Origin of the sequence: Aminobacter sp. BA135, from assembly GCF_050859125.1 — a bacterium.
Lineage (GTDB): Bacteria > Pseudomonadota > Alphaproteobacteria > Rhizobiales > Rhizobiaceae > Aminobacter > Aminobacter ciceronei.
The window spans coordinates 1,114,742-1,138,686 of the sequence record NZ_CP139572.1 but is presented as its reverse complement, the minus strand read 5'-3'; the positions used below and the strand labels follow the sequence as shown (position 1 = coordinate 1,138,686).

The window sequence follows — 23,945 nt, the reverse complement described above, 5'->3', positions numbered from 1 at the left end:
AAATGCGAAAGGGGGGCGGGCAAATCGGCCAATTTTCTGCCCGCCGGCAAGCCTACAAGAAGTCGCCCCAGTCGGCCCGTCGTGCCGACCTGAACAGCTCGCCATCGCGCTTGGTCAAGAGCTTTTCCTCGATCGAGTCATTTTCCAGGCACAGTTTGAGCTGGACCTTGCCCGATCCGCCGCGCGCCGGCGCCAAGACCCGGGCGCGGAATGGTTCAGCCGGCATGCGCGACGCGGCCAGGAAAATGTATTTCTCGTCTTCCCACGGCACCTCGCCACGCTTGGTCAGCCGATGCAGCCGCGAGCGCGCCACGCGACGTGAAAAATGACACCAGTCGGGTTCGACGATCGGACAGACCTGGCTGTGCGGACAAGGGGCGGCCAGATGCGCACCAAGCTCGATGAGGCGCGAGCGCACCGCCATCATGCGTCGCCAGCCGGCCGGCGTGCCGGGCTCGACAACCACCAGCAAGCCATTGGTGGCGCCCCACAGACGTTCGACCAGCGCGAGCCCTTCGGTCGGCGACAGTTCGTCCAGCACATAGGCCAGTGTCACCAAGTCGGCCTTGTCGGCCTCGAAGCTTTGGGCGGCATCCGCCGCGCGCCAATCGACATGCGCGACGCCGGAATGCGCCGAAAGTGCCAGGCCGACCTTGCGGATCGCCTGGCTTGCCTCGAGCATCGTCGCGGAATCGATGCTCGGCCAGCAGTCCGAAGCCGCCCAAAGAACCGTGCCTGGACCGGCACCGACGTCGAGCAGGCTTTTCGGCTCGAAGTCAGGCATCAGCTCGGCGGCACTTTCGAGACTTGCCCTGACGGCCGCAAATGTCGCCGGCAGCCGCGTCGCCAGATAGGCGTTGGCGAACATCTCGTCCGACAGATGCAGTTTTCCATCGCGCAACTCGGCGCGATAGCGGCTCGACAAGGTGTCGGCAGCCCGCTGCAACTCGCCAAGCGGCACGCCTTCCAGCGCCCGGTCGACCGCCGCCCGCAATGCTGCCGGTAGTTCCATTGGCCTGCCCGTCCGCGGCCTAGACGAGGCCGCGCTTTTCCATCATCGCCTCCGGCGACGGCAACTTGCCGCGGAAGGCCTTGTAGAGTTCTTCCGGATCGGCCGAACCGCCTGCCGCATAGATGTGCTTGCGCAGCTTCTCGGCCATGCCGGGATTGAAGGCGTCGCCGGTTTCCTCGAAGGCGGCGAAGGCGTCGGCGTCGAGCACTTCCGACCACATGTAGGAGTAGTAGCCGGCCGAATAGCCCTCGCCCGAGAACACATGCAGGAAATGCGGCGTACGGTGACGCATGACGATCGCATCCGGCATGCCGAGCTTTTCCAGTGTCTCGGCTTCGAAGGCGGCGGGCTCCGTCGGTGCGTCCGGCCGGGCATGATAGGCCATGTCGACAAGCGCCGACGAGGCGAACTCGACGGTGGCAAAGCCGGCGCCGAAAGTCTTGGCAGCCAGCATCTTGTCGAGCAGAGCCTTGGGCATCGGCTTGCCGGTCTTGTAATGCAGCGCATGCTTTTCCAGCACCGACGGCACCGTCAGCCAGTGTTCGTAGAGTTGCGACGGCAATTCGACGAAGTCGCGGCTGACCGAGGTGCCCGCCACTGACGGCCAGGTGACATCGGTCAGCATGCCATGCAAAGCGTGGCCAAATTCATGGAACAGCGTCTTGGCCTCGTCGAGCGACAGCAGCGCCGGCTCGCCGGCCTTCGGCTTGGCGGAGTTCATGATGTTGTAGATGATCGGCGTCGAGCCCTTGCCTAGCCTGTAGCCCGACTGCAGGGCACTCATCCAGGCACCCGAACGCTTCGACTGGCGGGCAAAATAATCGGCGAGGAAGAGCCCGCGCGTGCTGCCGTCGGCGTTGAACACCTCGAACACCCTGGCATCGGGATGCCAGGCGGCAACATCGGGCACTTCCTTGAAGGTGATGCCGAACAACCGCGTCGCGACATCGAAGCAGGCATTGATGACGTTCTCGAGCTGGAGGTAGGGCTTCAACTCGGCCTCGTCGAAGGCGTATTTCTCCGCCCGCAGCTTCTCCTGATAGAAGCGCCAGTCCCAGGCGGCGAGCTTGTCGTTGCTGCCGGCGGCCGCTGCAAGGCGCTGCAGTTCGGTCTCGTCGGCGGCAGCCTTCTCGCGCGCCTTGTTCCACACCGGCTCGAGCAGCTCCATCACCGCCTTGGGGGTCTTTGCCATGGTGTCATCGAGCTTCAGCGCCGCATAGCTGTCATAGCCGAGCAGCCTGGCCTTTTCGGCGCGCAGGCTGAGCGTATCGCGCACAATGCTGGCATTGTCGGTCTCGCCACCTGTTTCGCCGCGTCCCGCAAAGGCCTTGAATGCCTTTTCGCGCAGGTCACGCCGCTCAGAGAACGTCGTGAACGGCTCATAGATCGAGCGTGACAAGGTGACGGCGTACTTACCCGTCTCGCCGCGCGCCTCGGCAGCCTGGCCCATCGCACCACGGACAAATTCCGGCAGGCCGTCGAGATCGCCTTCGTCGAGAAACAGCACCCATTCCCTCTCGTCGGCCAGAACGTTCTGGCCGAATTTGGCGCCAAGCGAGGCAAGCTCTTCCTGGATTGCGGCAAGCCGCTTCTTGCCCACCGGGTCGAGCTTGGCACCCGAACGGACGAAGCCTTTCCAGGTTTTTTCCAGCACCCTCAGCGTCTCAGGGTCTAGGCCGAGCGAAGCGCGGCGGGAGTAGAGATCGTCTATGCGTGCAAACAGCCTCTCGTTCATCGAGATCGCCGAGAAATGGCGAGCCATCTTCGGCGAGATCTCACGCTCCATCGCCTGGATCGCGTCATTGGTGTGGGCACCGGCGCGGCACCAGAAGATCGAGGACACGCGGTCGAGCGCATCACCTGCGAGCTCGATTGCTTCAAGCGTGTTGGCGACCGTCGCTTGTTCCGCATTGGCGGCAATCGCGTCGATCTCGGCGGCGTGCGCGGCAAGCGCTGCGTCAAACACCGGCCCGAAATCGCTGTCCTCGATCCTGGTGAAATCCGGCAGGCCGAGTGGCCCGGCCCAATGGGTCAGCGGATGACGCGCGAGATCGATGTTCTGGCTGGCGGACATGAATGGCTTCCTCGATTGGCATTCGGTTCGGACAGCCTCGATGTAGGGCCGGACCGGTAACTGCGCAACCGCATTGACTCGTCGCCTCACGTAAACTAAGTAACCCATATAATAAGGATTACTTACTAAAATGCCTGCCAGTCCGGAAACCGACACCTTCGGCTTCATCGTCAACGATCTCTCGCGCATCATCCGCGCCGAGATGGACCGCCGCACCACTGAAGCCGGCCTCGGCCTGACCACCGGCGAGGGCCGGGCGCTGCTCAATGTCAGCCGCACCGGCCCAATCAGGCAGACGACATTGGCCGAGCGGCTGGGTGTCGAAGCGATGACCCTGAGCGGTCTTGTCGACCGGCTCGAAGCCAAGGGTTTCGTCGAGCGCCAGCCCGATCCGGCCGATCGCCGTGCCAAGCTGGTCACCCTCACCGAAGCCGGGTCCACCGTCGTCAGGCAGATCGAGCCGATCGCCGCCGCGATCCGAAGCGAGGCAGCGCTTGGCATCGATCCGGACGACTGGCAGCGCCTTCTCGTTTCACTGCGGGCAGCCCGCGCCAACCTGCTCGCCACGCGCACCGAAGCGCTTTCGGGCGAGGACACGGCGGCATGAACATGCGCACCGACATCAGCCAGGCGCTGGACCTTGTGGAAACCGCGCCGATCATGAGCGAGCGCCGGGTGTCGCTGATCGGCGGCCTGATGGTTGCCATCGGCCCGATCTCGCTGGCGCTGTTCACGCCCGCCATGCCCGAGATCGTCCAGGCCTTCGGCACCACCGAAGCCGCGGTCAAGATGACGCTGTCGCTCTATTTCGGCGGCTTTGCCTTTGCCCAGCTCGTCTGTGGCCCGCTCTCCGACGGTTTTGGCCGCCGCCCGATCACGCTCGCCTTCATGGCGATCTATCTTGCCGCAAGCGTTCTGGCGCTGATGGCGCCGAACATCGAAACGCTCGTCGTCGCGCGCTTTCTGCAGGGCGTCGGCGCCGCCGTCGGTGTTTCGGTGGCGCGTGCCGTCGTCCGCGACGTCTTCACCCACGAGCGCTCCGCCCGCATCATGAACATGATCGGCATCCTTCTGGCCCTCGGCCCGGCCATCGCGCCAACCCTCGGCGGCCTGACCATGGAGTTGTTCGGCTGGCATGCCATCTTCGTGGTGATGGTGCTGCTCGGCGTCGTCGTCATGCTGGTGGCGATCTTTGCCCTGCGTGAAACGGTGACGCGCGACCTCAGCCGCATCCGGCCGAAAGCCCTCGTCGCCTCCTACGGCTCGCTCTTCCGCAGCCCCTATTTCGTGCTCTGCTGCCTGGTCATCGCCGGCACGACCGGCGCGATCTACACCCAGGCGACCGTGCTGGCCTTCATTCTGATGGAGCGTGTCGGCCTCACGCCCACCCAGTTCGGCGTCGGCATGCTGATGCAGACCGCCAATTTCATGGCCGGCGCGATCGTCATGCGCATCTTCATGAAGCGCTTCGGCGCAGCAAGGATGGTGCCCGTCGGCCTGGTTTTCGTTGCCATCGGATCGATCGCCATGGCCATCCTGCTCAGGACCTACGAGCCCAGCTTCCTGCTGGTCATGGTTCCGGTCGGCATCTACGCCTTCGGCATCGCCATGATCTCGCCGGCGATGATGACGGCGGCGATGGCGCCCTTCCCCGAAAATGCCGGGGCGGCATCCGCCATGATGGGTTTCTTCCAGATGGGCGCAGGCATGGTCGGCGGCGCTGCCGCAGCGTTGATGGGCGATCCGGTCAACGCGCTCGCCACCGTCATCCCGATCATGGGCCTGATCGCCATCCTGTCGTGGCTGATCTGGCGCCGGTTGCCGGAGCCGTCGCTGATGTCACGCCTCAAACAGAGCTAGAAGCCGTCACAGTTCTCACCGATCGTCATCTGCGTGTTGGCGACGATGAGGCCACCCCTGGTGACAAATGTCTCGCGCGTCGTCATGTCATTGTTGGGAAAGTCGTAGCAGGTGCGCACCACGACAGTGTCGCCCATTTCCGCTTCGATCTTGTGGCGGATATTGGCGCCCTTCACCGCAGTCTGCCATTCTTCCATCGAGGCAATGAACTCCGCCTTGCTCTGGGTCACGCCAATATCGTCGAGCCGTATCGTCGCATTGTCGGCCAACAGTTGCGACAGGGTCTGACCATCCGCCTTGAGCAGCGCCTGATACCAACGGTCGACGATGCTCTCCTGCGCCACGGCGCCGGCGGCCACCAACAGCGCCAGGACTGCTGCAATCGTACGAACGGGCAACATCGCACGCCTCCCTGTCGGACAGGAACATTGTCGGACGAAAGCATTAAACCCAGATCGCGACCGGAATGCCATTGATATCGCGCCCTGGCGGCGACGGAAAGCTCATGGTCTCGCCGCGCCCGTGCCGCTCGGCGATCAGCATCATCGCGCAGGCATCGAGGAAGTCGTCAGCAGCCGCACCGCGCGGCGGAGGCTGGTCGAGAAAGCCGCGGCCATGGCCGACACGCGCCAGCAGCGTTTTCCGCTCCGCCATGCCGTCGGGATTGACGCGACCCTTGATCTTCTTCGGCAGTCTCATCGCCTGCCCGCTATTCAGCCGCCAGAACGCCACTTCGGGATGGGATTCGATCACGCGCTCACGCAGCTCCGGCCTCGAGATCATCAGCGCGTCGATCTCCCGTATCTTGGCAAATATGCCGAAGGCCTGGATCGAGACGCCGCGTGGCGGCTCAGAGGTCCGCATAGCGATCTCGCTCGACCGGCGATGCGCGGCGTACCAGGCCTCGAGATCGGTGAACTCGGCCGCCTCAGCATGGACTGCCGCGCGCGACGGGATCGAAAACACGCTCGATTGCCGCTGGCCGAGCAATGGCCGCACCAGCATCTCGGGACCACGACCACCCTTGGTGGTGAAGTCAGGCAGACCAATCGGCATGTCGACCGCCACCACCGCGTCGTCTGGAATTGCCGCCAACAGCGCGTCGAAGCTGCCGAACACCTGCGCTCTCGTTCCGGCGTCGTCGCGGATCACCGCGACCCATCCGGCCTTGCAGCCGTCGACGCCGGCAACCGTCACGCCCCAGAATCCTTGCCGGGTTTCCGGCTCCGCGAGGGATGGATGAGCGTGCGCAGCTCGACCATCGCCATCGGATGCGACAGGCTTTGCGCATCGGTTTCGAGCTGCAGCTCGTCGCCGCCGCGCTTCGACGTGCGCGCCAGGATCTCGTAGACGGCAGCGGTGGTCGACTGCAGCGCCTTGGATGGCGTGTGCCCGGCCAGCAGTCGCGCCAGAAAGACGGCAGCACTCAGGTCGCCGAGCCCGTTCGGCGGGCGCTCGACCGTGCGGTGCTCGGCCAGCAGCGCCTGCGTCTGGGTGACCAGCAAATTGCCCGTGCCGTTGGCCATCATCGCCGGCGCCGAGGTGACCAGCATCGTTGCCGGCCCGAGCCCGAGGGCAGTCGCCATTGTCGAACGCATGTCGTCGGCCTTGGCACCCGCCAGCCATTCCAGCTCATAGCGATTGGGCGTGGCGATATCGGCCAAGGGCAGCAACCTGTCGCGAATGCCCGCGGCCAGCGTCTCGGCGACATAGAGCCCGCCCTTGTCGCCGATGACGGGATCGCAAACATAGAGCGCCTTCGGATTTCTCACCTTCACCGTTTCGACCAGCGAGGCCACAGCTTCCACCTGGCCTGGCTCGCCGAGATAACCCGACAGCACCGCAGCGACTTCGCCGAGCCATGGCGCCCGCTCAAGATCGGCCATGAAGGCGGCGAATTGTTCTGTCGGCGGCACGATGCGCGTCGCGCGGCCATGGCCCGGGTGCCACGGCAAGATCACCGTCGGTACGGCCCAGACCGGGTGGCCGAGCGTCTCCAGCGCAAACACCGCCGCGCGGTTGCCCACCGATCCGCGCGCGACATGGCTCGACACGACGATGACCGCGTGTGGCGCTCCGGACTGTTCAGTGCTCATCAGATTTTCACCAGTGCAATGCAAGACAACAACCAGAGAAAAAGCGCGATGGCAAACACGGCACCCAGCAGCATGTAGAGGCCATTGGGCGTCTCGCCTTTTTCTTTCGCAGCATATCTGTGGCGTGCGACAAACGAACGTCCGCCATGGTCGCTCTCACGCGACAGCCGTTTGAGGATGCGGCGAGACTCCGCCGGCCCCTCGTCCTCACTGCCTGTCACCACTATCCGCCTCGAACCAGATAATTGATCAGCCACAGAACGAGGCCGATGGTCAGGAGAAAACCGAGGATGCGGCCGATGCGCGTGCCGATGTGCTCGATCGGATCGGCCTTGTCGACGTCGGCGGCGCCGAGATGATTGCGCATTTCGCTGGCCTTGCGCGCCACGAACGACGCGCCGCCGGGGTCGCTCTCGCGTGCTATGCGGTCGAGGATGCGGCGCGATTCCTTCTCGCCGTCGCTGTCTCTCGGTGACGCCATCGTCAAAAACTCCTGGCATCATCGCCAAATCGAACGCCGGTTTTCTCCAGGCGCGTTTGTGATAATGCTGTCGGATCAGTTGCTTTGTCGAGGACAAACAGATGCGCATGCAAGCTTCGCCGGCACTTCCTGCTTTCCGTCTGCTTCCGGCTTTCGTTGTTCTGGCGATCGTCATGCCGTTGCTGTCGGCCTGTGGCTACAACACCATCCCGACCCAGGAAGAGCAGGCGAAGGCAGCATGGAGCGAAGTGCTGAACCAGTACCAGCGCCGCGCCGACCTCATCCCCAACCTGGTCGAGACGGTGAAGGGTTATGCCTCGCATGAGAAGGACACGCTCGAAGGCGTCGTCGAGGCCCGCGCCAAGGCAACCCAGGTGACGGTGACGCCGGAAACGCTGACCGACCCCAACGCCTTCAAGGCTTTCCAGGACAACCAGGCCGGCCTGACCAGCGCGCTGTCACGCCTGCTCGCGGTCGTCGAGAACTACCCCGACCTCAAGGCCAACCAGAACTTCCTCGCTTTGCAGGCCCAGCTCGAAGGCACCGAAAACCGCATCGCCGTCGCCCGCCGCGACTATATCGAGACCGTTCGCGTCTACAACACCTCGCTCAAGACCTTCCCCGCCATGATCTGGAACACGCTCTGGTTCCGCAACCAACCGTTCCAGAACTTCACCGTCGCCGAAGATAAGCTCGAGGCGCCCAAGGTGAATTTCGGCACCGGCCAGGGCGGATAATGTCGGCGTCACGCGCCCAATGAAGTGGCGGAAATGACCTTGAGCGCAGGCGCCTGCACACGCCCCTCTGGCCTGCCGGCCATCTCCCCCGCAAGGGGGGAGATCAGCTGGCCGCGCAGGCTGCGCTCATTGCACACATCGAAAGTCCAGCATGCCGGCCGACGCTGCCAATCTCCCCCCTTGCGGGGGAGATGGCCGGCAGGCCAGAGGCGGGTGCTCAAGCACGTCCCTGCCCTTCTCGCATTGCTTCTGCTGTTGTTTGCGGCTCCCGTCCTCGCCGCCGAACTGCCCACTCTCACCGGCCGTGTCGTCGACGACGCCGGCATCATCGATCCCGCCACCGAAGCCGAGCTGGTCCAGAAACTCGCGGCCTTCGAGCAGAAATCCTCCGACCAGATCGTCGTCGCCACCATCCCCAGCCTCGATGGCGAGGAGATCGAGCCCTATGCCAACCGCCTGTTCCGCGCCTGGAAGCTCGGCCAGGCCGGCGAGGACAATGGCGTGCTGCTGATCGTGGCGCCCAACGACCGGCGCATGCGCATCGAGGTGGGTTACGGCCTGGAAGGCGTGCTCACCGACCTGCACACCAAGCTGATCATCGAGAACACCATGGTGCCGGCCTTCCGCGCCGGCGATTTTTCGGGCGGCATTTCCAAAGCGGTCGACGACATCGTCATGGTCGTCGAGGGCGATGGCGCCGAACTCGAGGCACGCGCCAAGCGCAATGAGCAGACCGGCGTTGCCGGCTGGAGCGAAGACGACATCATCTTTTTCGTCTTCATAGCGCTTTGGGCGACTCTTTTCTTTGGCGGCATGGCCATGGCCATCCTGCCGCGCATGTATGGCCGCAAGCTCGGACCCGGCCGCTACGAGTGGCTCGGCATGACCTTCAATTACAACCAGCGCTCCGGCTCGTCGTCATCAGGCGGCGGCTGGTCCTCGGGTGGCGGCGGCGGAGGCTGGTCGTCGGGCGGCGGTGGCGGCGGATTTTCCGGCGGGGGCGGGTCCTCCGGCGGCGGCGGTTCATCGGGAGCTGGTAGGACGACATGACCCAGACCACGCTTCCCCCCAGCGATCACGGACGCATCGCCGCGGCCATCCGCGCCGCCGAAGCCCAGACCTCGGGCGAGATCTACTGCGTCGTCGCCCACCGCAGCGATGGCTACTTCTTTGCCGCGGCCTTCGCCGTCATCACGGGCATCCTGCTGGTCAGCCTCGCCGCCGGCTTCGCGCTCGAATACTGGTGGGTCGCCGTCCGGCTGCCGCATTTCGTCATCGTCCAGCTGCTGGCGGCGGCGGCTGCCTGCGCGCTGTTGTGGTGGCTGCCCGGCCTGCGCATCCGGCTCGTCCCGCGCGGCCTGCTCTACCGCGCCGCCCACGCCAACGCGCTGAGGCAGTTCTTTGCCCGCAACGTGCATCTCACCACCGCACGCACCGGCGTGCTGATCTTCGTGTCGCTGGCCGAACGTTATGCCGAGGTCGTCGCCGACGCCGGCATCCACGCCAAGGTTCCGCAGGACGTCTGGGACGGCATCGTGCGCGACCTCACCGCAGAAGCGCGTGCCAACCGTCTCGCCGACGGTTTCGTTGCGGCCATCGCCACGGTCGGCACCCTGCTAGCGCGGCATTTCCCAGTGTCCTCAGCCGACGTCAACGAACTCGACGACCACCTCGTCGAGATCTGACCGCATAGCCCTGGTGAGTCCATTTGGACACACCTGCACCTGATCCTCGATCCGGATCACATGAAACGCCATTCCGGCTGCGTGCGGACTCTTTGCAACCGTCGCGACGCGGTTTATGGTTAAGAAACTATGAACACGCTGACGATCGACATCAGGAAAGCCGAGCCCCGCGACGCGGATGCCATCGCCGAGGTGCATCACGAGGCCTGGCGCGGCGCTTATTCCGGCATCATCCCGCATCGTGCGCTGAACACCATGATCAACCGCCGCGGCGGCGAATGGTGGGCCAACGCCATCCGCCGCGCCGCAACCGTTCTGGTGATCGAGATCGGCGGCAAGATTGCCGGTTACGCCACGCTCGGCCGCAACCGCGCCCGTGAACTCAAGCAGCAGGGCGAGATCTACGAACTCTACCTCCGCCCCGAATGCCAAGGCATCGGCCTCGGCAGCCGTCTTTTCGCCGCCGCCCGCCAGCGCCTCGCCGACCATGGCCTCAAGGGCATGGTGGTCTGGGCGCTCGAGGAGAACGACAACGCGCTCGCCTTCTATTCCGGTGCCGGCGGCCGCGACATCGCCGAGGGCGTCGAGGTTTTCGACCACAAGGCGCTGAAGAAAGTCGCTTTCGTCTGGGAGTGATCCGGAAAGCAAGCCTTTCGTCGCAGTCTCCCGACATCAATATTGCATTGCACACGCGGCCCAAGGCGTTTATCGGGAGGCACCTTTAATTCTGGAGCTTCCCCATGCGCATCGATGCGATTTCGATCGGCAAGAATCCGCCTGAAGACGTCAACGTGATCGTCGAAGTGCCTGTCGGCGGCCAGCCGATCAAGTACGAGATGGACAAGGAAGCCGGCACGCTCGTCGTCGACCGCTTCCTCTACACCCCGATGCACTATCCGGGTAACTACGGCTTCGTGCCGCACACCCTTTCCGGCGACGGCGACCCGATCGACGTGCTGGTCTGCAACACCCGCCAGCTCATTCCCGGCTGCGTCATCAACGTGCGCCCGATCGGCGTGCTGGTCATGGAAGACAACGCCGGCCAGGACGAAAAGGTTATCGCCGTTCCGTCGCCCAAGCTGACCCGCCGCTACGAAAACGTCTTCAACCACACCGACCTGCCCGAGATCACGTTGCAGCAGATCGAGCACTTCTTCGGCCATTACAAGGATCTCGAGCCCGGCAAGTGGGTCAAGATCGGCGGCTGGCACGATGCGGCCTACGCCAAGAAGATGATCGTCGAAGCGATCGAACGCGCCAAGGCGCTGAAGGCCTGAGGCTCCTGTTTCAAGGTCAGTGAATACCGGGCGCGGTTCGGCAGTGCCGGCCGCGCCTCAATTCTTTGTCTTGCCTTCAGAATAGAACACCGGCATCGGATCGCCGACGAGCACCCTCTCGTCCGAGCCGCAGGCAAAATCGCGTGCCTGTTCGTCGGCGATCTTGCGCGCCAGCTCATTGGCCTTGGGTTCACCGGTCGCCAACACCAGCCCAACGACGCAGCCATCGGCCTTGCCCGGCTGCCCGACCTTCGCCACCACCAGCACCTCGATTTCCTTGTCGCCCTCGGCAGGTTCCGCCTGGACGTACCAGCGGCGGATGGTGGCGAATGGGATCGTCTTGCCGTCATGGCTCGAAATGCGCCATTCGGCCTTGGCCGCAGTTCTGTTGAACGTCTCGAAGCTCTGCCAGGGCACATCGATGAAATCGGCGGGCGGAAAACCGTAGAACACCGATTCCCTGAGATCGGCTGAAAACACCAGCACCGGATAGCCGCGATATCCCGGACAAACCATGTTGGCATAGTCGCCGTCATCTGTGCCGGCCTTGTCGAAGACCACGCAGTCCGCCTCGGTGTTGGTCTCGACATAGGCGCTCGAGATCTCTTCCGCCACTGCCTGATGCAACGGCATGGCAAGCGCCAGTGCTAGGACGAGCTTCCGCATTCCGCGCCTCCCCGAGCCTGAGATGCACGCAACATCCTGCGCGCATGCAACCGGAGTATGTCGCGCCGGAGCCGCGTTATCCAGAGCGCGGGCTCATCACCTAGCGAGCTCCATCATGAGCTTGGCCAGTTCGCCTGTGTTGCCTGCCACGCGAATGGTCTTCAGTCGCGAGGTGGCGCCGGCGACCACTTTTATGGAGTTTCTCGGAATGCCCAACCAGGCTGCGAGCAGCTTCTCAAGCGCTGCGTTGGCCTTGCCTTTTTCTGGCACGGCGCGCACCCGCGCCGCGAGACGGCAGCGTTCGTCGGCCGCCTGCTCAACACCTTCGACAGCATCCTTCGAGGAACGCGGCGTCAGCCTGACATAAAGCTCGACGCCGTCATCACGCTCCTTGAAGAAGCTGGCCACCACCAAAGGTCAGATGACGAGCGGAGCCACCGTGGTGAGGATGAACTGCCTGACGAAGAACAGCGCAAGCAGAAGCACGATCGGCGAAATGTCGATGCCGCCAAGGTCTGGCATCAGGCGACGGATCGGCCGTAGCGCCGGCTCGGTCAGCCGGAACAGCATGTTGCCGATGGTGCCGACCACCTGGTTGCGCGGGTTGACCACGTTGAAAGCATAGAGCCAGGAGAAGATCGCCGAGGCGATGATGATCCACCAGTAGAGGTCGAGGGCCAGAACGATGGTCTGAATGAGGGCGAGCATGCCGATCTCCAATGAATTGCCGACATTTAGCCATTGCACGCCTGAGCGGCAAGTCCCGCCCGGCCGAACCTGCTTCTTCCGCCGGGAGGGATCCCCGTTGCACAGCCAACGCCCACCGCAAGTGTCGCCGCCGTTCCCTTGGAATTAGCAGCGCCTTCCACGGCCCGTCTCGACCAACTTCTCGGCAACGTGTGTGCTCGTCGAAATACGGAGCCCCGCCGCAGCCCATGCGGGCGACGTCGCCCCTACGTCAACTGCTCGCTTGACAGACGGCTCCGGCCGCCAATAAATGCGGCCATCCGCTGGACGGGGCTGTAGCTCAGCTGGGAGAGCGCGTCGTTCGCAATGACGAGGTCAGGAGTTCGATCCTCCTCAGCTCCACCAGCGGATTAGCTGCTCCGAATTTGATTGAGAAATCAATACGTTGGACAGCCGTCGGCTCCAAATTGGCTTTCATTCAGACCAATCATTCAGACCAATACAACGGCGGCCCCGCCCAAATTTGAACGGGGCCCTTTCAGATCATCTTTCGGGCCGATCCTCAATGAGCGCCCCGAGGGACGCCGTGAAGGGTATCCAATTGCCCAACGGCATCAGACGAGCGGCGGCATGCATCTGCTGCTGCGTCAGTTCCTCGCCCTTCCACGCCGACCTAATCACGCCCCGCCCGAAGTTTCGGAGGCCGTCGAGGTTGTCGAGCGCCGGGGAACCGAAGAACGCATCAGCCGTGGACCCGGAAGCCCTAGCGTTCCCGAAAAGTGGCCCCATCGGAGTTGCCATTGCAAGCGTATCGAGGAACATTGGGACCACCGAGGCGGTCGCCGTGCGGGCCCAACCGTTCTTGAGGAGGTTCGCCGGGTCCATTGTCTCCTCGAAGAACTTCTCACGGCCTTCGTCGGTCGTCATCTGACCTGACTGGCGCACCATGAAGGTGGCGGTGCCGGCGGCGAGTTCCCCGAGCATGAGGACCATCATCCGAGGATCGGTCGCCATGCCGTGGTTCATCGACCAAAGAGTGGACTTTGCCCACGCGCCGAAGACGAACGAGCGAAACTGCGTGAACAAGTTGGCCACCGGCCATGACATCCACTTCGAGAGGGCCCCGAAGTCGTTCTGCTGGACGAGACGGTCGCGACATGGCCGCCCGGAAGCCCGTAAGGCTCACCAGCTTCCACGTTTCCTGCACCTGATTGAGGCCCATGTTCGACATCAGACGGACGAACTGGAACGCCTTGATGCGGCGGACCCACTGCGCGAACTCCTTCTCGGAGCCGTAGATCGGGATGCCGTTGATCCGCTTCCAGCCGAAGTCGATGTTCTCCAGCATGTTTTGAAGCTCCTTGTCCTTCTCCCGCTTGCTGCCCGGCATGAGCCGGTAGCTCTCCGAGAGGGACTGCTTGAGCCTCGCCAGATCGGCCTCCGAGCGGATGCCATCAGCGATGCAGTTGCTTCAGTTCGGCCAGCAGTTCTTCCCGGCTTTTGGCTTCGTCACTGGGTGCAACAGGCACTGCGGGGGCCGGCGGCTTCGACATGGGGCGTCCTCCGGGACGTCGGCCGAGTGCCTCTATCCCACCCGCATGATAGCGCTTCTCCCAGCCCGCCAGGCAACTGGCATTGCGGATATTGAACAACGCCGCCGTCTGGCGATACGACAGACCTTCTCGCCACATCCGCTCGAGCACTGACAGCTTGAACGTCGCGTCGTAATGATCGTATTTGCCCGACAGGCCCGCCCAGCCATGCGCCTGGTACAAAGCCACCCACTTGCGGACAGTCGCCGCGTCAACTCCACGCTTCGACGCCGCACTCGCGTAGCTTTCATCCCCGCACAAATAGCTATCGACAACCGAGCGCTTGAAACGCGCACTGTGTTTGGACATGCAAAACCCCCGAAGGTTGTGTCCAACTTTCGGGGGTCAGTTCAATCCGGCGGGCTTTTTTCTTGTACCTGTTGGGCCAGAATTGTCTGGCGTTCGCGCCGACGGGCCGCTGCTAGGCAGTTGCAGGGCGGTCGAGCAACGCCGCGATCACCGCGTCACGCTGGACCGCACCGACGACCGTTCCCGCGGCGTCGACGACAGCGACCGGTCCGGAAGCGGCCAGCACCTGGTCGGCAACCTCGATCACCTTGGCCGTGGCCGGAACGGCGCGCGCGATGCAGGCGACCTCGCCCATCGGCCGCGCCAGAGAACCAACCGAGATGACATTTGCGCGGCGCACATTCTTGGTGAAGTTGGCGATGTAAGCGTCCTTCGGATTGAGCACTATGTCCTCGGGCGTGCCAATTTGGACGATACGTCCGCCTTCCATGATGACAATACGATTCGCGAGCCTGACCGCCTCGTCAAAATCATGGGTGATGAACAGGATGGTCTTCCTGACAATCTTCTGCAGGCGCAACAACTCGTCCTGTAGCTCGTGGCGGATGAGCGGGTCGAGCGCCGAGAATGGCTCGTCGAGGAACCAGATGTCGGGGTCGACGGCGAGCGAGCGGGCGATGCCGACGCGCTGCTGCTGGCCACCGGACAGCTGCGTCGGGAAATGGCCGCTCCGGTCCTTGAGACCGACAAGCTCGACCATCTGCCGGGCGCGCTCCTCGCGTTTGGCCTTGGCTTCGCCACGCACCTCGAGCGGCAGCGCGACATTTTCCAGCACCGTGCGGTGCGGCAACAGGGCGTAGTTCTGAAACACCATGCCCATGCGGTGGCGGCGCAGCTCGATCAGCCGCTTCGGAGAGGCAGCCAACAGGTCCTCGTCGTCGATCAGAACCTGGCCGCAGGTCGGCTCGATCAACCGGCTGACGGTGCGTACCAACGTCGATTTGCCGCTGCCCGAAAGGCCCATCACGGTAATCAGCTCGCCTGGCCAGATGTCGAAGGAAGCCCCCTTTACCGCCCCGAACAGGTTGTGTTGGCGCAATTCCTCGTCGGTCGGAGGCGCCGACCGCCTGGCAAACAGTTTGTCGGCATTCGCCCCGTAGACCTTCCAGAGGTCGCGGACCAGCAGCTTGGGCTTGTCGTGGGATTGAGCCATTTCCGGCACCTTGTTGGCGGAGGTGAAGTTCGATGCATAGGGATGTGCGGTCATTGGAAGTGTCCCGTTAAGCCGAGGCAGAAGCCTGCGCTGCCATTCGTTTTTCCGCGAGGCCGCCGACGAGGCGATTGGCCACCACTGCCAGGCAGGCCACTGCGAGACCTGCCGTAAGCCCCTGCCCGGGATCGACCCGTGCCAGAGCCGTCAGTGTCTCGCGGCCGAGGTCCTTGGTGCCGATCAGCGCCGTCACCACCAGCATCGCCAGCCCCATCACCATTGTGCCGTTGATGCCGAGCAGGATCTGCGGCGCCGCGGTCGGCAGCTCGACCTTGAACAGCGCCTGCCGCGAAGTCATGCCGAGCTGCGTTCCCGCTTCGCGCAACGACGAAGGAACGCTGCGGATTCCGAGCTCGGTGAAGCGGATGGCCGGACACAGCGCATAGGCGGTGATCGCCACGAAGGCCGGAAAATCGCCCGCGCCGAAGAACATGATTGCCGGAATCAGATAAACGAAGGCTGGCAAGGTCTGCAGCGTGTCGACGATCGGCAGGATGATGCCGGCGGCACGCCTGCTGCGACCGGCGAGGATGCCGAGCGGGATGCCGATAGCTGAAGCCACGACGACGGCCACGGCACAGAGATAGACCGTCAGCATCGTCACCTGCCATAAACCGACGATCACTGTGGCAAACATCAGCGAACCGACGAGTACGGCGCGGCGCCAGCCACCGACGAGATAGCCCAGCAAGGCTGTAAAGAGCACGCCGGCGACCCATGGGATGCCCGCCATGAAGGCCTTGACCGGCATCAGCAGGTTGACCAGCAGCAGGGTCTTGATACCGTCCATCAGCCAGAACAGGTTGACGTTGGTCCATTCGACGATGCTGTCGGCGAAGGAGCCGGTCGTGGCACGCCACTCGGCCGGATAGGCGGCGAGTTGCGGAACCGTCAGCGACGCCACGGTCGGCACCACGAGCAAGGCGCCGATCAGCACCAAGAAGCTCTTCAGCGGCATGCGCGGCGCATCGTTGCGACTGACCGAGCTCTGGAAGAACTTGTCGAGCAGGATGGCCATCAGTGTAATGGCGAGGCCCGCCTCGAGGCCGCGCCCAAAATTGAGCTGGCGCAGGGCGACGAGGATGTCGTAGCCGAGCCCGTTGGTGCCGACCAGCGAGGCCAGCACGGTGCACGAGAACGACAGCATGACGATCTGGTTGATGCCGACGCGCAGCTCGGCCTGGGCGGTGGGAATGAGCACGCTCCACAACTCCTGCCTGCGGTTGCAGCCGAGCGAGCGCGACAGTTCGCCGACCGAATTCTGCGCGAGGTTCAGACCGGCGACGGTGGTGCGGATCATCGTCGGCACCGCAAAGATGACGGTCGCCAGGATCGCCGGAGCGTAGCCGAGTCCAAAAAACACGATGATCGGCACGAGATAGGCAAAGATCGGCATGGTCTGGAGCTGGTCGAAGGCGAGCAGAGCCGGCGCCTGGATGCGCGGACGCCGCCACAGCATGATGCCGAGGCCAAGCCCGAGACCGGCGCCGATGGGAACTGCGACCGCCAGAAGCGACACCGTCTGCATGGCGCTGCGCCAAAGACCGAAGGCCAGGAGGTAGCCGGCGGTCAGCGCCGCGAGCGAGGCAAGACGCACGCCGCCGAGGCGCCAGCCGGTCAGCGCGGCCGCAGCGGCGAGACCCAGCCAGGACAGCGGCGGAAGGATGGTCGAGCGCTGGGCGCCGAAGCCTTTATAGATGCCATCGACCAACACCACCTGGATGGCCTTGGTCGGCCATTCGATGACGGTGGTCAGGGAGCGCGAGACGTCTTTGACGGCGAAGTCGCCGACGAGGCGCGCCTCGGACGCAGATTTCAAAGCGCCAGTCAGCCATTTGGCCACCGGCACGATGCGCTCACTTGGCCATGCGACGAGCCATTGGGACATATGCGGAGCCATCGCGAAAACCATCGCGATGGCCACGAGGCAGGCCAGAAGAGCGGCCTGCCGCGCGTTGAACGCGGGCGCAGGCGATGAGATTTGAGCTTGGTACGTCATGTCGTCACCTGCACCATCAACTTACTGGAGCCAGGCGGTCCAGCGGTCCTTGTTCTTCTCCATCCAGATGTCGATGGCCTCGGAGACACTCTTACCGTTGAGGCTGATGTCGATAAGCGACTCGCCATATTCCTTGTTGTCGAGTTTGAAGGCCTCGAACACCTTGAAAGCCTGCGGCCACTTCGCCTTGGCGTCGTTCCAGGCGAGCTTGTAGATCCGGCCGTGCGGCCGCTCGCAGGCGTAGCTCTTGGTGGCGTAGCATTCCTCGGTATAGGGCGGCAGCGTCACATACTGGCCTTTGAACTGGACCGGCGCCCAGTGCGGCTCGTAGAGCCAGGCAAGGATCGGCGCCTTGCGCTGCACCGCCGACTTGACCTCGGCGAGCAGCGCCGCCTCTGAGCCGGCATGGACGACCTCGAAGTTCAGGCCGAGATTGGCGAGGCGCTCCTCGTCATGACCGCCCCAGCTTTCCGGATAGACCAGCAGACGGCCCTTTTCACCGGTTTCAGCAGTGGCGAACAGCTTGGCGCAGCCGCTCAGTGCCTTGTAGTCGGGCAGGCCTGGGCACATGTCCTTGACGTAGTCGGGATACCAGTAGCGGTCCATGCCCTGCAGGCCGGACTCGCCGACGTCTGTCATCTTGCCAGCCTTGATCAGCGGCGGCATCTCGGGATGGTTGCTTGACCATGCCTCGACCTGGAAGGCGAGATCGCCATTCTCCAGCGCGGTGTAGACCGAGCTGGAATCGATGGTCACGACCTCGACATTGTAGCCGAGCTCGCCGAGCAACCGAGCCAGGAGGTGCGAGCTGAACTCGCTGCCGGCCCAGTCGTGCTGGGCGATGCGGATCGGATCGGTCGACTCAGGCGAAAACGCCGATGCGCCGGACGCCAGCATGACCGCGCCCGCCATTGCGCCGACGAGAGTTGAGAAGGTGCGGCGCAGGGCCGTCGAGTGAAGCAGTTTGGACATTCTTGTAGTTCCCCAGTTGGACGGTTCAGCCTCGCGGCTGGTAGCCATTGCGACAGTTCGGCGATCGCGATTTTGGCTCGCGGTGGCATTCTGTCGGTGATCTGCACTGAACTCTGACGATGGCGCCTTCGTCGGAAGACATTCAGAAACGATCCCGCTCGATGGTCAAATATGATTCCTTGAACAGCCTCCTCAGCCTGATTGAACCTGGGTCAGCACGTTGGAAGCTTGCCGGAACGAAACGCCGGCAAGGCACTCAAGCCACTGGAATTCATATGCCTTTCATACCACTCTAAGGGCGGAGCACACGTGGCTCGGGTCGCGCCGGCAACAGTCGCTCGGCCCACAGCGCGTGGGCCAGAAGGCGCTCGTCATCATGGAGCCTGGCGATCAGTTGGACCCCGACCGGCAACCCGCTTGGACCGACGAAACCCGGCAACGTGATCGTCGGCAGCAAGAGCAAGGTCCAGAGGCGGCTGAAAATCGGATCGCCCGTCGCGGCCAGCCCAGGCGGCGCCTCGCCGACGGCGGCCGGCGCAAGTATCAGGTCGCACGCGTCCGCAACCTCCTCGAAGCGCCGGCGCATCTCCGCCGCGCGGTGCAAGTTGCCGACATGTTGGGCGCGGCTGATGTCGGCCCCAGTTTCAAGCAGTTTCAGCAAGACAGGGCTGAACTTGCCGGGCATCGTCGCGCGTTCCCCGGCCAGCGTCTGCGCCGCCTCGAAGGCCATGATTGCGCCGTGCAGATCGGCAGCCTGTTCGAACGCCTGCAGATCGATGTCGACGGTTTCGACGTCGCTGCCGAGCGCACGTTGCGCCCCGGCGAGCGCGTCGACCGTGCCCTTTTCGGCGCGGCCCCACCAGGGCGTCCGGCAGATGCCGATACGCCGGGGCGCGACCGCTGCCGTGACCGGTTGGGCTCGGCCGGCGTTGGCCAGCACGGCATGAACGGCGGCAAGCGTTCCAACGTTGCGCGTCAATGCGCCGAGCGTGTCGAAGGACGGCGACAGGCCCCCGACGCCGGCCAGGCTGTAGGAGCCGTAGCTCGGCTTGAAGCCGACGACGCCGCAGAACGATGCCGGCCGCGTGATCGACGCCGCGGTCTGCGAGCCCAGCCCGGCATCGATGAAGCCAGCGGCAACGGCGGCCGCCGAGCCGCTGGACGAGCCGCCCGGTGTGTGCGCCAGATCGTGCGGGTTGCCCGTCGGCCCGGGCGAGAAGAAGGCGAATTCTGTGGTCACCGTCTTGCCCATGACCACCGCGCCGGCGGCGCGCAGCTGCGCCACTGCGGCGGCATCGAAGGTTGGCATTCTGCTTTTGTGGATCGGCGAGCCGCGACCGGTCGCATAAGGCGTGGCATCAATGATATCCTTGACGCCGAGCGCAAGCCCGGCGAGCGGCAACGACCCGGTCCTGCTGTCGAGCACATCCAGTTCGGCCCGCACCAGCGCGGTATCATGCGCCTCGAATGCCTTGAGTTCCCGCTCGCCGGCCTCGATCCTGGCGAGACATCGCTCGACATGCGCCCGGCCCCATGGAAGCTTCTCGCTATGGTCCATCTGCTCCTCCCGCAAATGCCGGGCACCGCGCGCCCTTCGGCGCACGTGACGCTCCAGCACTCCCCGTTTGTCTATTCGCCGTCTTCGACGGGCGACCGCATACCGGGCACCCCTTCCTTGAACCGCTCGCTGCAATAGGTCTCGAACGCCCTCACCGCCGGCGTGTTGGGCCCCTGGTCGAGCACGACCATGCCGAGAGGCAATGGCGCGACGTCACCACCCAGTGGGATGCTGGTCAGCGGATGTCCGTCGAGCGCGATCTCGCAGCGCGGCAATATGGTCGAGATGGTGGCGCCATAACCGCTGGCGACCAACGAGCGCACCACCTCTGGGCTCTTCGAAACATAGGTGATCCTCGGCGACACGCCGGCCCTTTCGAAGACCGAGAGGAAGTACTCCCGGCTGATCGGCAGGTCGAGCATGATGTAGGAAAACTCGGCCAGCTTGGAGACTTCCACCTCTTCCATCTGCGCCAGCGGATGATCCCGCGCGACCACCACATGCGGCCGCAGATCGGCAAGCTTGGTGAAGCGGATATCCTTCGGCAGTTGCATCTCGTAGGTCAGGGCGATGTCGATCTGAGCTTGCCGCAACTGGCGGATGATCTCGGCCTGATCCATGTCGGCGAAGGACAGCTGCACCGCCGGATGCGACGCATGGAACGGCGCAAGCAGGCTGGGCAGCACGACGGGCGCCAGCGTCACCAGGCAACCCATGGACAGCGGCCCCTGCACCACCGAGCTCAGTTCGTTGGCGACGACATAGAGCCCACCCATGCGGGTGATGATGTCGCGCACCTCGCGCGTCAGACGCTGGCCGGCGGCGGTGAGCACGATGCCCTGCGCCGGGTTGCGCACGAACAAGTTGACGCCGAATTCCGCCTCCAGCGAGGAGATCGCGGCCGAGATCGACGGCTGCGAGATCCGCGCGCGTGCAGCGGCAATGGTGATGCTTCCCGCCTCAGCCGCTGCGAGAAAATATTCGAGCTGTTTGAGTGTGAAGCGCATGCCAGATTCCTCCCGTATATGGTGGCGCAGAATTTACTCCGCCGCCGCCCCTACGTCTGGTCCGACGGCGAACAATTCTGGTGGTGCGTCAACGACTCCGCCGCCTAGCCGGCCGGCCTTGCCCTCAGCGTCGATCATTCCGAGCAGGATGATCGGACCGACACCCGCGCTGATCACTCGTTCGGCGGAACACGCCACCATGCGGCTGCCGAAGCCGGGATGCCGACCCGCCAGGATGATTTCACTTCGCACGAGCGCATCCTTGGGCAAGTGCTCGGCAAGCGCTGCCGCCAAAGTCGGCGCGCCGGCGAGGTTCATGCCGCCGAGGCCGAACAAGTCGAGTACGGCGCTGTCGCCCAACGCGCCTGTCGGCACACTTGCGCCAAAGCGCGCCTCGACCGTCCCGGCAAGCCGCGGTGCGTCAGCCACGCGCCATCGGCCGGCCTCGCCAGCCAACATGTAGCCGAAGCTGACGCCGTTGCCCCCTGCCCGGGTGACCAGCGTCGAGCCGGCAACCCCTTCGGCGGCGCCGGACGCAAGCGCAATCGTTGCCATCCAAATGTTGAGAGCAAACGCCGCAGAGCCCTTGAGAAACTCGCCCACCGCCTGCGGCGTGTCGAAGGCGCGCCTTCGCAGCGCGGCGGCGACCAACTGGGAGCCAGCACCCGTCTGGGCATGTCCGTCATCGCCTTGCGCGAACGACTCCAGCAACAGCGGATAGATGCTGAGCGGCTCCGCCAGGCAACCGCTCAGCCAGTCGGCCAGATCGCCGTTCAACCAGCGATGATGCTCCAGCAGTCGCTCGTCGCGGCGGCCGAGCCGTGTGGCGATATCGGCACCTTCGTTGAGCACGCAATGGCGCACGCCGGCAGACCCCTGGTCGGAGATGCGGACCGCAGCCATCGACGGCGAGGCGACGCCGGCGAGCGGCACGAGCAGTCCGCTTCCCTGTGCCGGCATGATCGCGACGTCGCCTGCGACTATCATCGCATCGGCCTCGTCCCAGCTCTTGGCCCAGCCTTCGTAGAGACAGCCGAAGGCAAGGGAATTGCGCACCGGCGCAGGGATTTCGTCGGTGCTGGCGAAGGCCGGCCCGGCATGGAACAGGCAAGGCCGGTCCTGTCCGGCGACGTCGCCAATCCTGACGACACCGTCCCAGCGCGGCTTGACGGCGATGATGCGCCGCAAGGCTTCCGCATCGGCGACGGACAGAACGGCAGCTGGGCCAGCAGACTTCTTTGGCATCTAGGCTGCCCTGATCCAGGTTTCGCTGTGGGCGAGTGCGGCGGACTGTGCCCGGCCGCCGAAGAAATCGCGCTCGACGGTCACGCCCGGCAAAGCCTTGCCGTCGACGATCACCTCGGCGCTGGTCGCCGGCTGGAAGATGCTCAGCATGGCATGTTCGCCGGTCTGCGTCTGGTCGGCCGGCACGTCGGCGACGAACGCCGCCTGAAGGCCGCACCATGTGAGGCTGGCGTTGCGCCCGTCCGGCGTCTCGGCATGTTCGGTGACGAGGCCTGGATAGTCATGACGGACGCCGAAACTGGCATCGGCCAACATCTCGACCTTGGCCAGTGCGGCATGCGCCGGACGGAAGAGGCCGAAGCGCTTGACGAAACGCTCGATCAGGTCACGCGCCAGCGGCTCGTTGTCGGTGAAACAGACCCGCACGCCTTCGCGTCCGGCGTCATAAGGGTCTTCGAGTACCAGGATGACATTGCCGCGTCCCTTGTCGGAGCAGACGACACGGAAGAACAGCGACAGGCTCGACCAGTCGCCCGACGGATCGGTCTTGAGATAGACAAAGGGGTTGTCGCCGGTCCAGTCGACCACGCCCGCACGCACGCCGTTCGTCATGCCGCCTTCTCCTCGACGAGCGCCTTGCGCATCTCCAGGTAATTCGAGCTTGGCTCCCAGCCGAGATAGTCACGCGCCTTGGTGCTGGAGAAGATCGAGGCGCGCGGATTGTTTTCGAAGACGCGCGGATTGGGAATCTCGGGCAGCGCGCCAAAGCGGTCGGCATACCAGTCAAGTGTCGGCTCGGCACGTGACGTGTCGGCTGCGCTGAGAAAGAACTCGCCCTGCTTCACCTTCGAGGCAATGGCCGCGGCGAAGCCCCGAGCGACATCCTCGGCGGTGACATAGTAGAACAGCCAGTTGCGATCAGGCGCCTCGACCAAGGAGACGTATTGCGAAAAGGTCTCTGGCAGCACGACGGCCAGCGGCCGTAGCGACAGCACACTCATCGGCGTGCCACGGGCGAAGCTGCGTGCCATGTTCTCCATCAGCTGCTTGCTGACGCTGTAGGCCTGCACCGGACGGTTCTCGTGGCGCTCGTCGACCTGCAGATATTGCGGCCGCCAGTCCGGACGCATCTCGGACAGTCCGCACGCCGAGATGCTCGAACACAGCACCACCTTCGACAGGTCGTTTTCGGCTGCTGCCTGCAGCGCATGCCAGGTGCCAAGCGCGTTGACGCGCATGTATTTTTCGGGCGCAGCCTTCCAGTCGAAGTCGATGGCGGCAAGATGCACCAGGGCATCGGCGCCCTTGCAAACGCGGCGCAACGCGTCGAGATCCATCACGTCGACCGTCTCATGACGCACGCCGCTGTCACAGGCGATGAGGTCGGTATTGACCACGTCGTAAGACTTGGCGAGTTCGCGGACGACGTAGCGTCCGACCCGGCCCGAACCGCCGGTCACAACAACTTTTCTTATCAT

The 23,945-nt window shown here is 64.2% G+C and carries 27 protein-coding genes and 1 tRNA gene; 8 read left to right on the top strand and 20 right to left on the bottom strand.

Features of this window, described 5'->3' with window-relative positions; translation table 11 throughout:
* Nucleotides 1–52 precede the first annotated feature (52 nt).
* Nucleotides 53–1,012, bottom strand: coding sequence for a small ribosomal subunit Rsm22 family protein (locus SLT36_RS05550; protein ID WP_432286241.1), 960 nt, complete (start codon nucleotides 1,010–1,012; stop codon nucleotides 53–55).
* 19 nt (nucleotides 1,013–1,031) lie between these two features.
* Nucleotides 1,032–3,086: a M3 family metallopeptidase gene (locus SLT36_RS05545; protein ID WP_432286240.1), complete on the bottom strand. Its 2,055-nt coding sequence runs from the start codon at nucleotides 3,084–3,086 to the stop codon at nucleotides 1,032–1,034.
* 130 nt (nucleotides 3,087–3,216) lie between these two features.
* Between SLT36_RS05545 and SLT36_RS05540 the strand changes: the two genes are divergently transcribed.
* Both SLT36_RS05540 and SLT36_RS05535 read left to right on the top strand, forming a co-directional pair.
* Nucleotides 3,217–3,693 (top strand): MarR family winged helix-turn-helix transcriptional regulator, encoded by a 477-nt coding sequence (locus tag SLT36_RS05540; RefSeq protein ID WP_432286239.1) that lies wholly within the window; start codon nucleotides 3,217–3,219, stop codon nucleotides 3,691–3,693.
* Nucleotides 3,690–4,946, top strand: coding sequence for a multidrug effflux MFS transporter (locus SLT36_RS05535; protein ID WP_432286238.1), 1,257 nt, complete (start codon nucleotides 3,690–3,692; stop codon nucleotides 4,944–4,946). Before SLT36_RS05540 ends, SLT36_RS05535 begins: the two co-directional genes overlap by 4 nt.
* Here the strand turns inward: SLT36_RS05535 and SLT36_RS05530 are convergent.
* The 5 genes from SLT36_RS05530 to SLT36_RS05510 are packed head-to-tail and all read right to left on the bottom strand — an operon-like array spanning nucleotide 4,943 to nucleotide 7,523.
* Nucleotides 4,943–5,347: a DUF4440 domain-containing protein gene (locus SLT36_RS05530; protein ID WP_432286237.1), complete on the bottom strand. Its 405-nt coding sequence runs from the start codon at nucleotides 5,345–5,347 to the stop codon at nucleotides 4,943–4,945. The genes SLT36_RS05535 and SLT36_RS05530 overlap by 4 nt on opposite strands.
* 43 nt (nucleotides 5,348–5,390) lie before the next feature.
* Nucleotides 5,391–6,143 carry a DUF429 domain-containing protein gene (locus tag SLT36_RS05525; RefSeq protein ID WP_432286236.1) on the bottom strand — a complete coding sequence of 251 codons (753 nt, stop codon included), beginning with the start codon at nucleotides 6,141–6,143 and terminating at the stop codon, nucleotides 5,391–5,393.
* A complete protein-coding gene (pdxY, locus tag SLT36_RS05520; RefSeq protein WP_432286235.1) occupies nucleotides 6,140–7,042 on the bottom strand; it encodes a pyridoxal kinase PdxY in 903 nt (300 codons plus the stop codon). The genes SLT36_RS05525 and pdxY overlap by 4 nt, the downstream gene beginning before the upstream one ends.
* On the bottom strand, nucleotides 7,042–7,263 hold the full coding sequence (locus SLT36_RS05515; protein ID WP_432286234.1) for a hypothetical protein: 222 nt from the start codon (nucleotides 7,261–7,263) through the stop codon (nucleotides 7,042–7,044). Before SLT36_RS05515 ends, pdxY begins: the two co-directional genes overlap by 1 nt.
* Before the next feature lie 2 nt (nucleotides 7,264–7,265).
* Complete coding sequence (locus SLT36_RS05510; protein WP_067956482.1) at nucleotides 7,266–7,523, bottom strand: hypothetical protein; 258 nt, start codon at nucleotides 7,521–7,523, stop codon at nucleotides 7,266–7,268.
* A 101-nt stretch (nucleotides 7,524–7,624) separates the two neighbouring features.
* Between SLT36_RS05510 and SLT36_RS05505 the strand changes: the two genes are divergently transcribed.
* From SLT36_RS05505 to ppa, 5 genes are all read left to right on the top strand, one after another.
* Entirely contained in the window at nucleotides 7,625–8,260 is a 636-nt protein-coding gene (locus SLT36_RS05505) for a LemA family protein (RefSeq protein ID WP_432286233.1), read from the top strand.
* A 180-nt stretch (nucleotides 8,261–8,440) separates the two neighbouring features.
* A complete protein-coding gene (locus SLT36_RS05500; RefSeq protein ID WP_432286232.1) occupies nucleotides 8,441–9,310 on the top strand; it encodes a TPM domain-containing protein in 870 nt (289 codons plus the stop codon).
* Nucleotides 9,307–9,945 carry a TPM domain-containing protein gene (locus tag SLT36_RS05495; protein WP_432286231.1) on the top strand — a complete coding sequence of 213 codons (639 nt, stop codon included), beginning with the start codon at nucleotides 9,307–9,309 and terminating at the stop codon, nucleotides 9,943–9,945. The genes SLT36_RS05500 and SLT36_RS05495 overlap by 4 nt, the downstream gene beginning before the upstream one ends.
* A gap of 129 nt (nucleotides 9,946–10,074) precedes the next feature.
* The gene (locus SLT36_RS05490) at nucleotides 10,075–10,581 is read left to right on the top strand and encodes a GNAT family N-acetyltransferase (RefSeq protein WP_432286230.1); all 507 of its coding nucleotides are present in this window, start codon (nucleotides 10,075–10,077) and stop codon (nucleotides 10,579–10,581) included.
* Between the two features lie 104 nt (nucleotides 10,582–10,685).
* Nucleotides 10,686–11,222, top strand: a complete 537-nt coding sequence (ppa, locus tag SLT36_RS05485) for an inorganic diphosphatase (protein WP_067956472.1) — start codon at nucleotides 10,686–10,688, stop codon at nucleotides 11,220–11,222.
* Nucleotides 11,223–11,279: 57 nt separating this feature from the next.
* Here ppa and SLT36_RS05480 read toward each other — a convergent pair whose 3' ends face one another.
* From SLT36_RS05480 to SLT36_RS05470, 3 genes are all read right to left on the bottom strand, one after another.
* On the bottom strand, nucleotides 11,280–11,888 hold the full coding sequence (locus SLT36_RS05480) for a hypothetical protein (RefSeq protein ID WP_432286229.1): 609 nt from the start codon (nucleotides 11,886–11,888) through the stop codon (nucleotides 11,280–11,282).
* A gap of 96 nt (nucleotides 11,889–11,984) precedes the next feature.
* On the bottom strand, nucleotides 11,985–12,296 hold the full coding sequence (locus SLT36_RS05475; protein ID WP_432286228.1) for a DUF167 family protein: 312 nt from the start codon (nucleotides 12,294–12,296) through the stop codon (nucleotides 11,985–11,987).
* A gap of 9 nt (nucleotides 12,297–12,305) precedes the next feature.
* Nucleotides 12,306–12,596 (bottom strand): YggT family protein, encoded by a 291-nt coding sequence (locus tag SLT36_RS05470; RefSeq protein ID WP_067966013.1) that lies wholly within the window; start codon nucleotides 12,594–12,596, stop codon nucleotides 12,306–12,308.
* A 308-nt stretch (nucleotides 12,597–12,904) separates the two neighbouring features.
* Between SLT36_RS05470 and SLT36_RS05465 the strand changes: the two genes are divergently transcribed.
* Nucleotides 12,905–12,980: transfer RNA gene (locus tag SLT36_RS05465), tRNA-Ala, on the top strand.
* A 138-nt stretch (nucleotides 12,981–13,118) separates the two neighbouring features.
* Here SLT36_RS05465 and SLT36_RS05460 read toward each other — a convergent pair.
* The 10 genes from SLT36_RS05460 to SLT36_RS05415 all read right to left on the bottom strand — a co-directional run bounded on the left by SLT36_RS05460 (nucleotide 13,119) and on the right by SLT36_RS05415 (nucleotide 23,945).
* The gene (locus SLT36_RS05460; RefSeq protein ID WP_432286227.1) at nucleotides 13,119–13,661 is read right to left on the bottom strand and encodes a hypothetical protein; all 543 of its coding nucleotides are present in this window, start codon (nucleotides 13,659–13,661) and stop codon (nucleotides 13,119–13,121) included.
* Nucleotides 13,662–14,029: 368 nt separating this feature from the next.
* Nucleotides 14,030–14,476 carry a transposase gene (locus tag SLT36_RS05455; protein ID WP_432286226.1) on the bottom strand — a complete coding sequence of 149 codons (447 nt, stop codon included), beginning with the start codon at nucleotides 14,474–14,476 and terminating at the stop codon, nucleotides 14,030–14,032.
* A 112-nt stretch (nucleotides 14,477–14,588) separates the two neighbouring features.
* The gene (locus SLT36_RS05450; protein ID WP_432286225.1) at nucleotides 14,589–15,683 is read right to left on the bottom strand and encodes a quaternary amine ABC transporter ATP-binding protein; all 1,095 of its coding nucleotides are present in this window, start codon (nucleotides 15,681–15,683) and stop codon (nucleotides 14,589–14,591) included.
* Between the two features lie 13 nt (nucleotides 15,684–15,696).
* A complete protein-coding gene (locus tag SLT36_RS05445; RefSeq protein WP_432286224.1) occupies nucleotides 15,697–17,574 on the bottom strand; it encodes an ABC transporter permease in 1,878 nt (625 codons plus the stop codon).
* 132 nt (nucleotides 17,575–17,706) lie between these two features.
* Nucleotides 17,707–18,657, bottom strand: a complete 951-nt coding sequence (locus SLT36_RS05440) for an ABC transporter substrate-binding protein (RefSeq protein WP_432286223.1) — start codon at nucleotides 18,655–18,657, stop codon at nucleotides 17,707–17,709.
* Nucleotides 18,658–18,949: 292 nt separating this feature from the next.
* Nucleotides 18,950–20,215, bottom strand: a complete 1,266-nt coding sequence (locus tag SLT36_RS05435) for an amidase (protein WP_432286222.1) — start codon at nucleotides 20,213–20,215, stop codon at nucleotides 18,950–18,952.
* Between the two features lie 71 nt (nucleotides 20,216–20,286).
* Entirely contained in the window at nucleotides 20,287–21,222 is a 936-nt protein-coding gene (locus SLT36_RS05430) for a LysR family transcriptional regulator (RefSeq protein ID WP_432286221.1), read from the bottom strand.
* A 33-nt stretch (nucleotides 21,223–21,255) separates the two neighbouring features.
* Nucleotides 21,256–22,467, bottom strand: coding sequence for a DUF1116 domain-containing protein (locus tag SLT36_RS05425; RefSeq protein WP_432286220.1), 1,212 nt, complete (start codon nucleotides 22,465–22,467; stop codon nucleotides 21,256–21,258).
* Nucleotides 22,468–23,079: a hypothetical protein gene (locus tag SLT36_RS05420; RefSeq protein ID WP_432286219.1), complete on the bottom strand. Its 612-nt coding sequence runs from the start codon at nucleotides 23,077–23,079 to the stop codon at nucleotides 22,468–22,470.
* Nucleotides 23,076–23,945 carry an NAD-dependent epimerase/dehydratase family protein gene (locus SLT36_RS05415; protein ID WP_432286218.1) on the bottom strand — a complete coding sequence of 290 codons (870 nt, stop codon included), beginning with the start codon at nucleotides 23,943–23,945 and terminating at the stop codon, nucleotides 23,076–23,078. Before SLT36_RS05415 ends, SLT36_RS05420 begins: the two co-directional genes overlap by 4 nt.

Bases quoted from the DNA above. Each gene is read 5' to 3' on its own strand.
- SLT36_RS05450 (WP_432286225.1), bottom strand. From the start codon at position 15,683: ATGACCGCACATCCCTATGCATCGAACTTCACCTCCGCCAACAAGGTG.
- SLT36_RS05530 (WP_432286237.1), bottom strand. From the start codon at position 5,347: ATGTTGCCCGTTCGTACGATTGCAGCAGTCCTGGCGCTGTTGGTGGCC.
- SLT36_RS05495 (WP_432286231.1), top strand. From the start codon at position 9,307: ATGACCCAGACCACGCTTCCCCCCAGCGATCACGGACGCATCGCCGCG.
- SLT36_RS05425 (WP_432286220.1), bottom strand. From the start codon at position 22,467: ATGCCAAAGAAGTCTGCTGGCCCAGCTGCCGTTCTGTCCGTCGCCGAT.
- SLT36_RS05545 (WP_432286240.1), bottom strand. From the start codon at position 3,086: ATGTCCGCCAGCCAGAACATCGATCTCGCGCGTCATCCGCTGACCCAT.
- SLT36_RS05510 (WP_067956482.1), bottom strand. From the start codon at position 7,523: ATGGCGTCACCGAGAGACAGCGACGGCGAGAAGGAATCGCGCCGCATC.
- SLT36_RS05440 (WP_432286223.1), bottom strand. From the start codon at position 18,657: ATGTCCAAACTGCTTCACTCGACGGCCCTGCGCCGCACCTTCTCAACT.
- SLT36_RS05455 (WP_432286226.1), bottom strand. From the start codon at position 14,476: ATGTCCAAACACAGTGCGCGTTTCAAGCGCTCGGTTGTCGATAGCTAT.
- SLT36_RS05470 (WP_067966013.1), bottom strand. From the start codon at position 12,596: ATGCTCGCCCTCATTCAGACCATCGTTCTGGCCCTCGACCTCTACTGG.
- SLT36_RS05535 (WP_432286238.1), top strand. From the start codon at position 3,690: ATGAACATGCGCACCGACATCAGCCAGGCGCTGGACCTTGTGGAAACC.
- SLT36_RS05490 (WP_432286230.1), top strand. From the start codon at position 10,075: ATGAACACGCTGACGATCGACATCAGGAAAGCCGAGCCCCGCGACGCG.
- SLT36_RS05540 (WP_432286239.1), top strand. From the start codon at position 3,217: ATGCCTGCCAGTCCGGAAACCGACACCTTCGGCTTCATCGTCAACGAT.
- SLT36_RS05420 (WP_432286219.1), bottom strand. From the start codon at position 23,079: ATGACGAACGGCGTGCGTGCGGGCGTGGTCGACTGGACCGGCGACAAC.
- SLT36_RS05505 (WP_432286233.1), top strand. From the start codon at position 7,625: ATGCGCATGCAAGCTTCGCCGGCACTTCCTGCTTTCCGTCTGCTTCCG.
- SLT36_RS05435 (WP_432286222.1), bottom strand. From the start codon at position 20,215: ATGGACCATAGCGAGAAGCTTCCATGGGGCCGGGCGCATGTCGAGCGA.
- pdxY (WP_432286235.1), bottom strand. From the start codon at position 7,042: ATGAGCACTGAACAGTCCGGAGCGCCACACGCGGTCATCGTCGTGTCG.
- SLT36_RS05415 (WP_432286218.1), bottom strand. From the start codon at position 23,945: ATGATAAGAAAAGTTGTTGTGACCGGCGGTTCGGGCCGGGTCGGACGC.
- SLT36_RS05430 (WP_432286221.1), bottom strand. From the start codon at position 21,222: ATGCGCTTCACACTCAAACAGCTCGAATATTTTCTCGCAGCGGCTGAG.
- SLT36_RS05550 (WP_432286241.1), bottom strand. From the start codon at position 1,012: ATGGAACTACCGGCAGCATTGCGGGCGGCGGTCGACCGGGCGCTGGAA.
- SLT36_RS05480 (WP_432286229.1), bottom strand. From the start codon at position 11,888: ATGCGGAAGCTCGTCCTAGCACTGGCGCTTGCCATGCCGTTGCATCAG.
- ppa (WP_067956472.1), top strand. From the start codon at position 10,686: ATGCGCATCGATGCGATTTCGATCGGCAAGAATCCGCCTGAAGACGTC.
- SLT36_RS05445 (WP_432286224.1), bottom strand. From the start codon at position 17,574: ATGTCCCAATGGCTCGTCGCATGGCCAAGTGAGCGCATCGTGCCGGTG.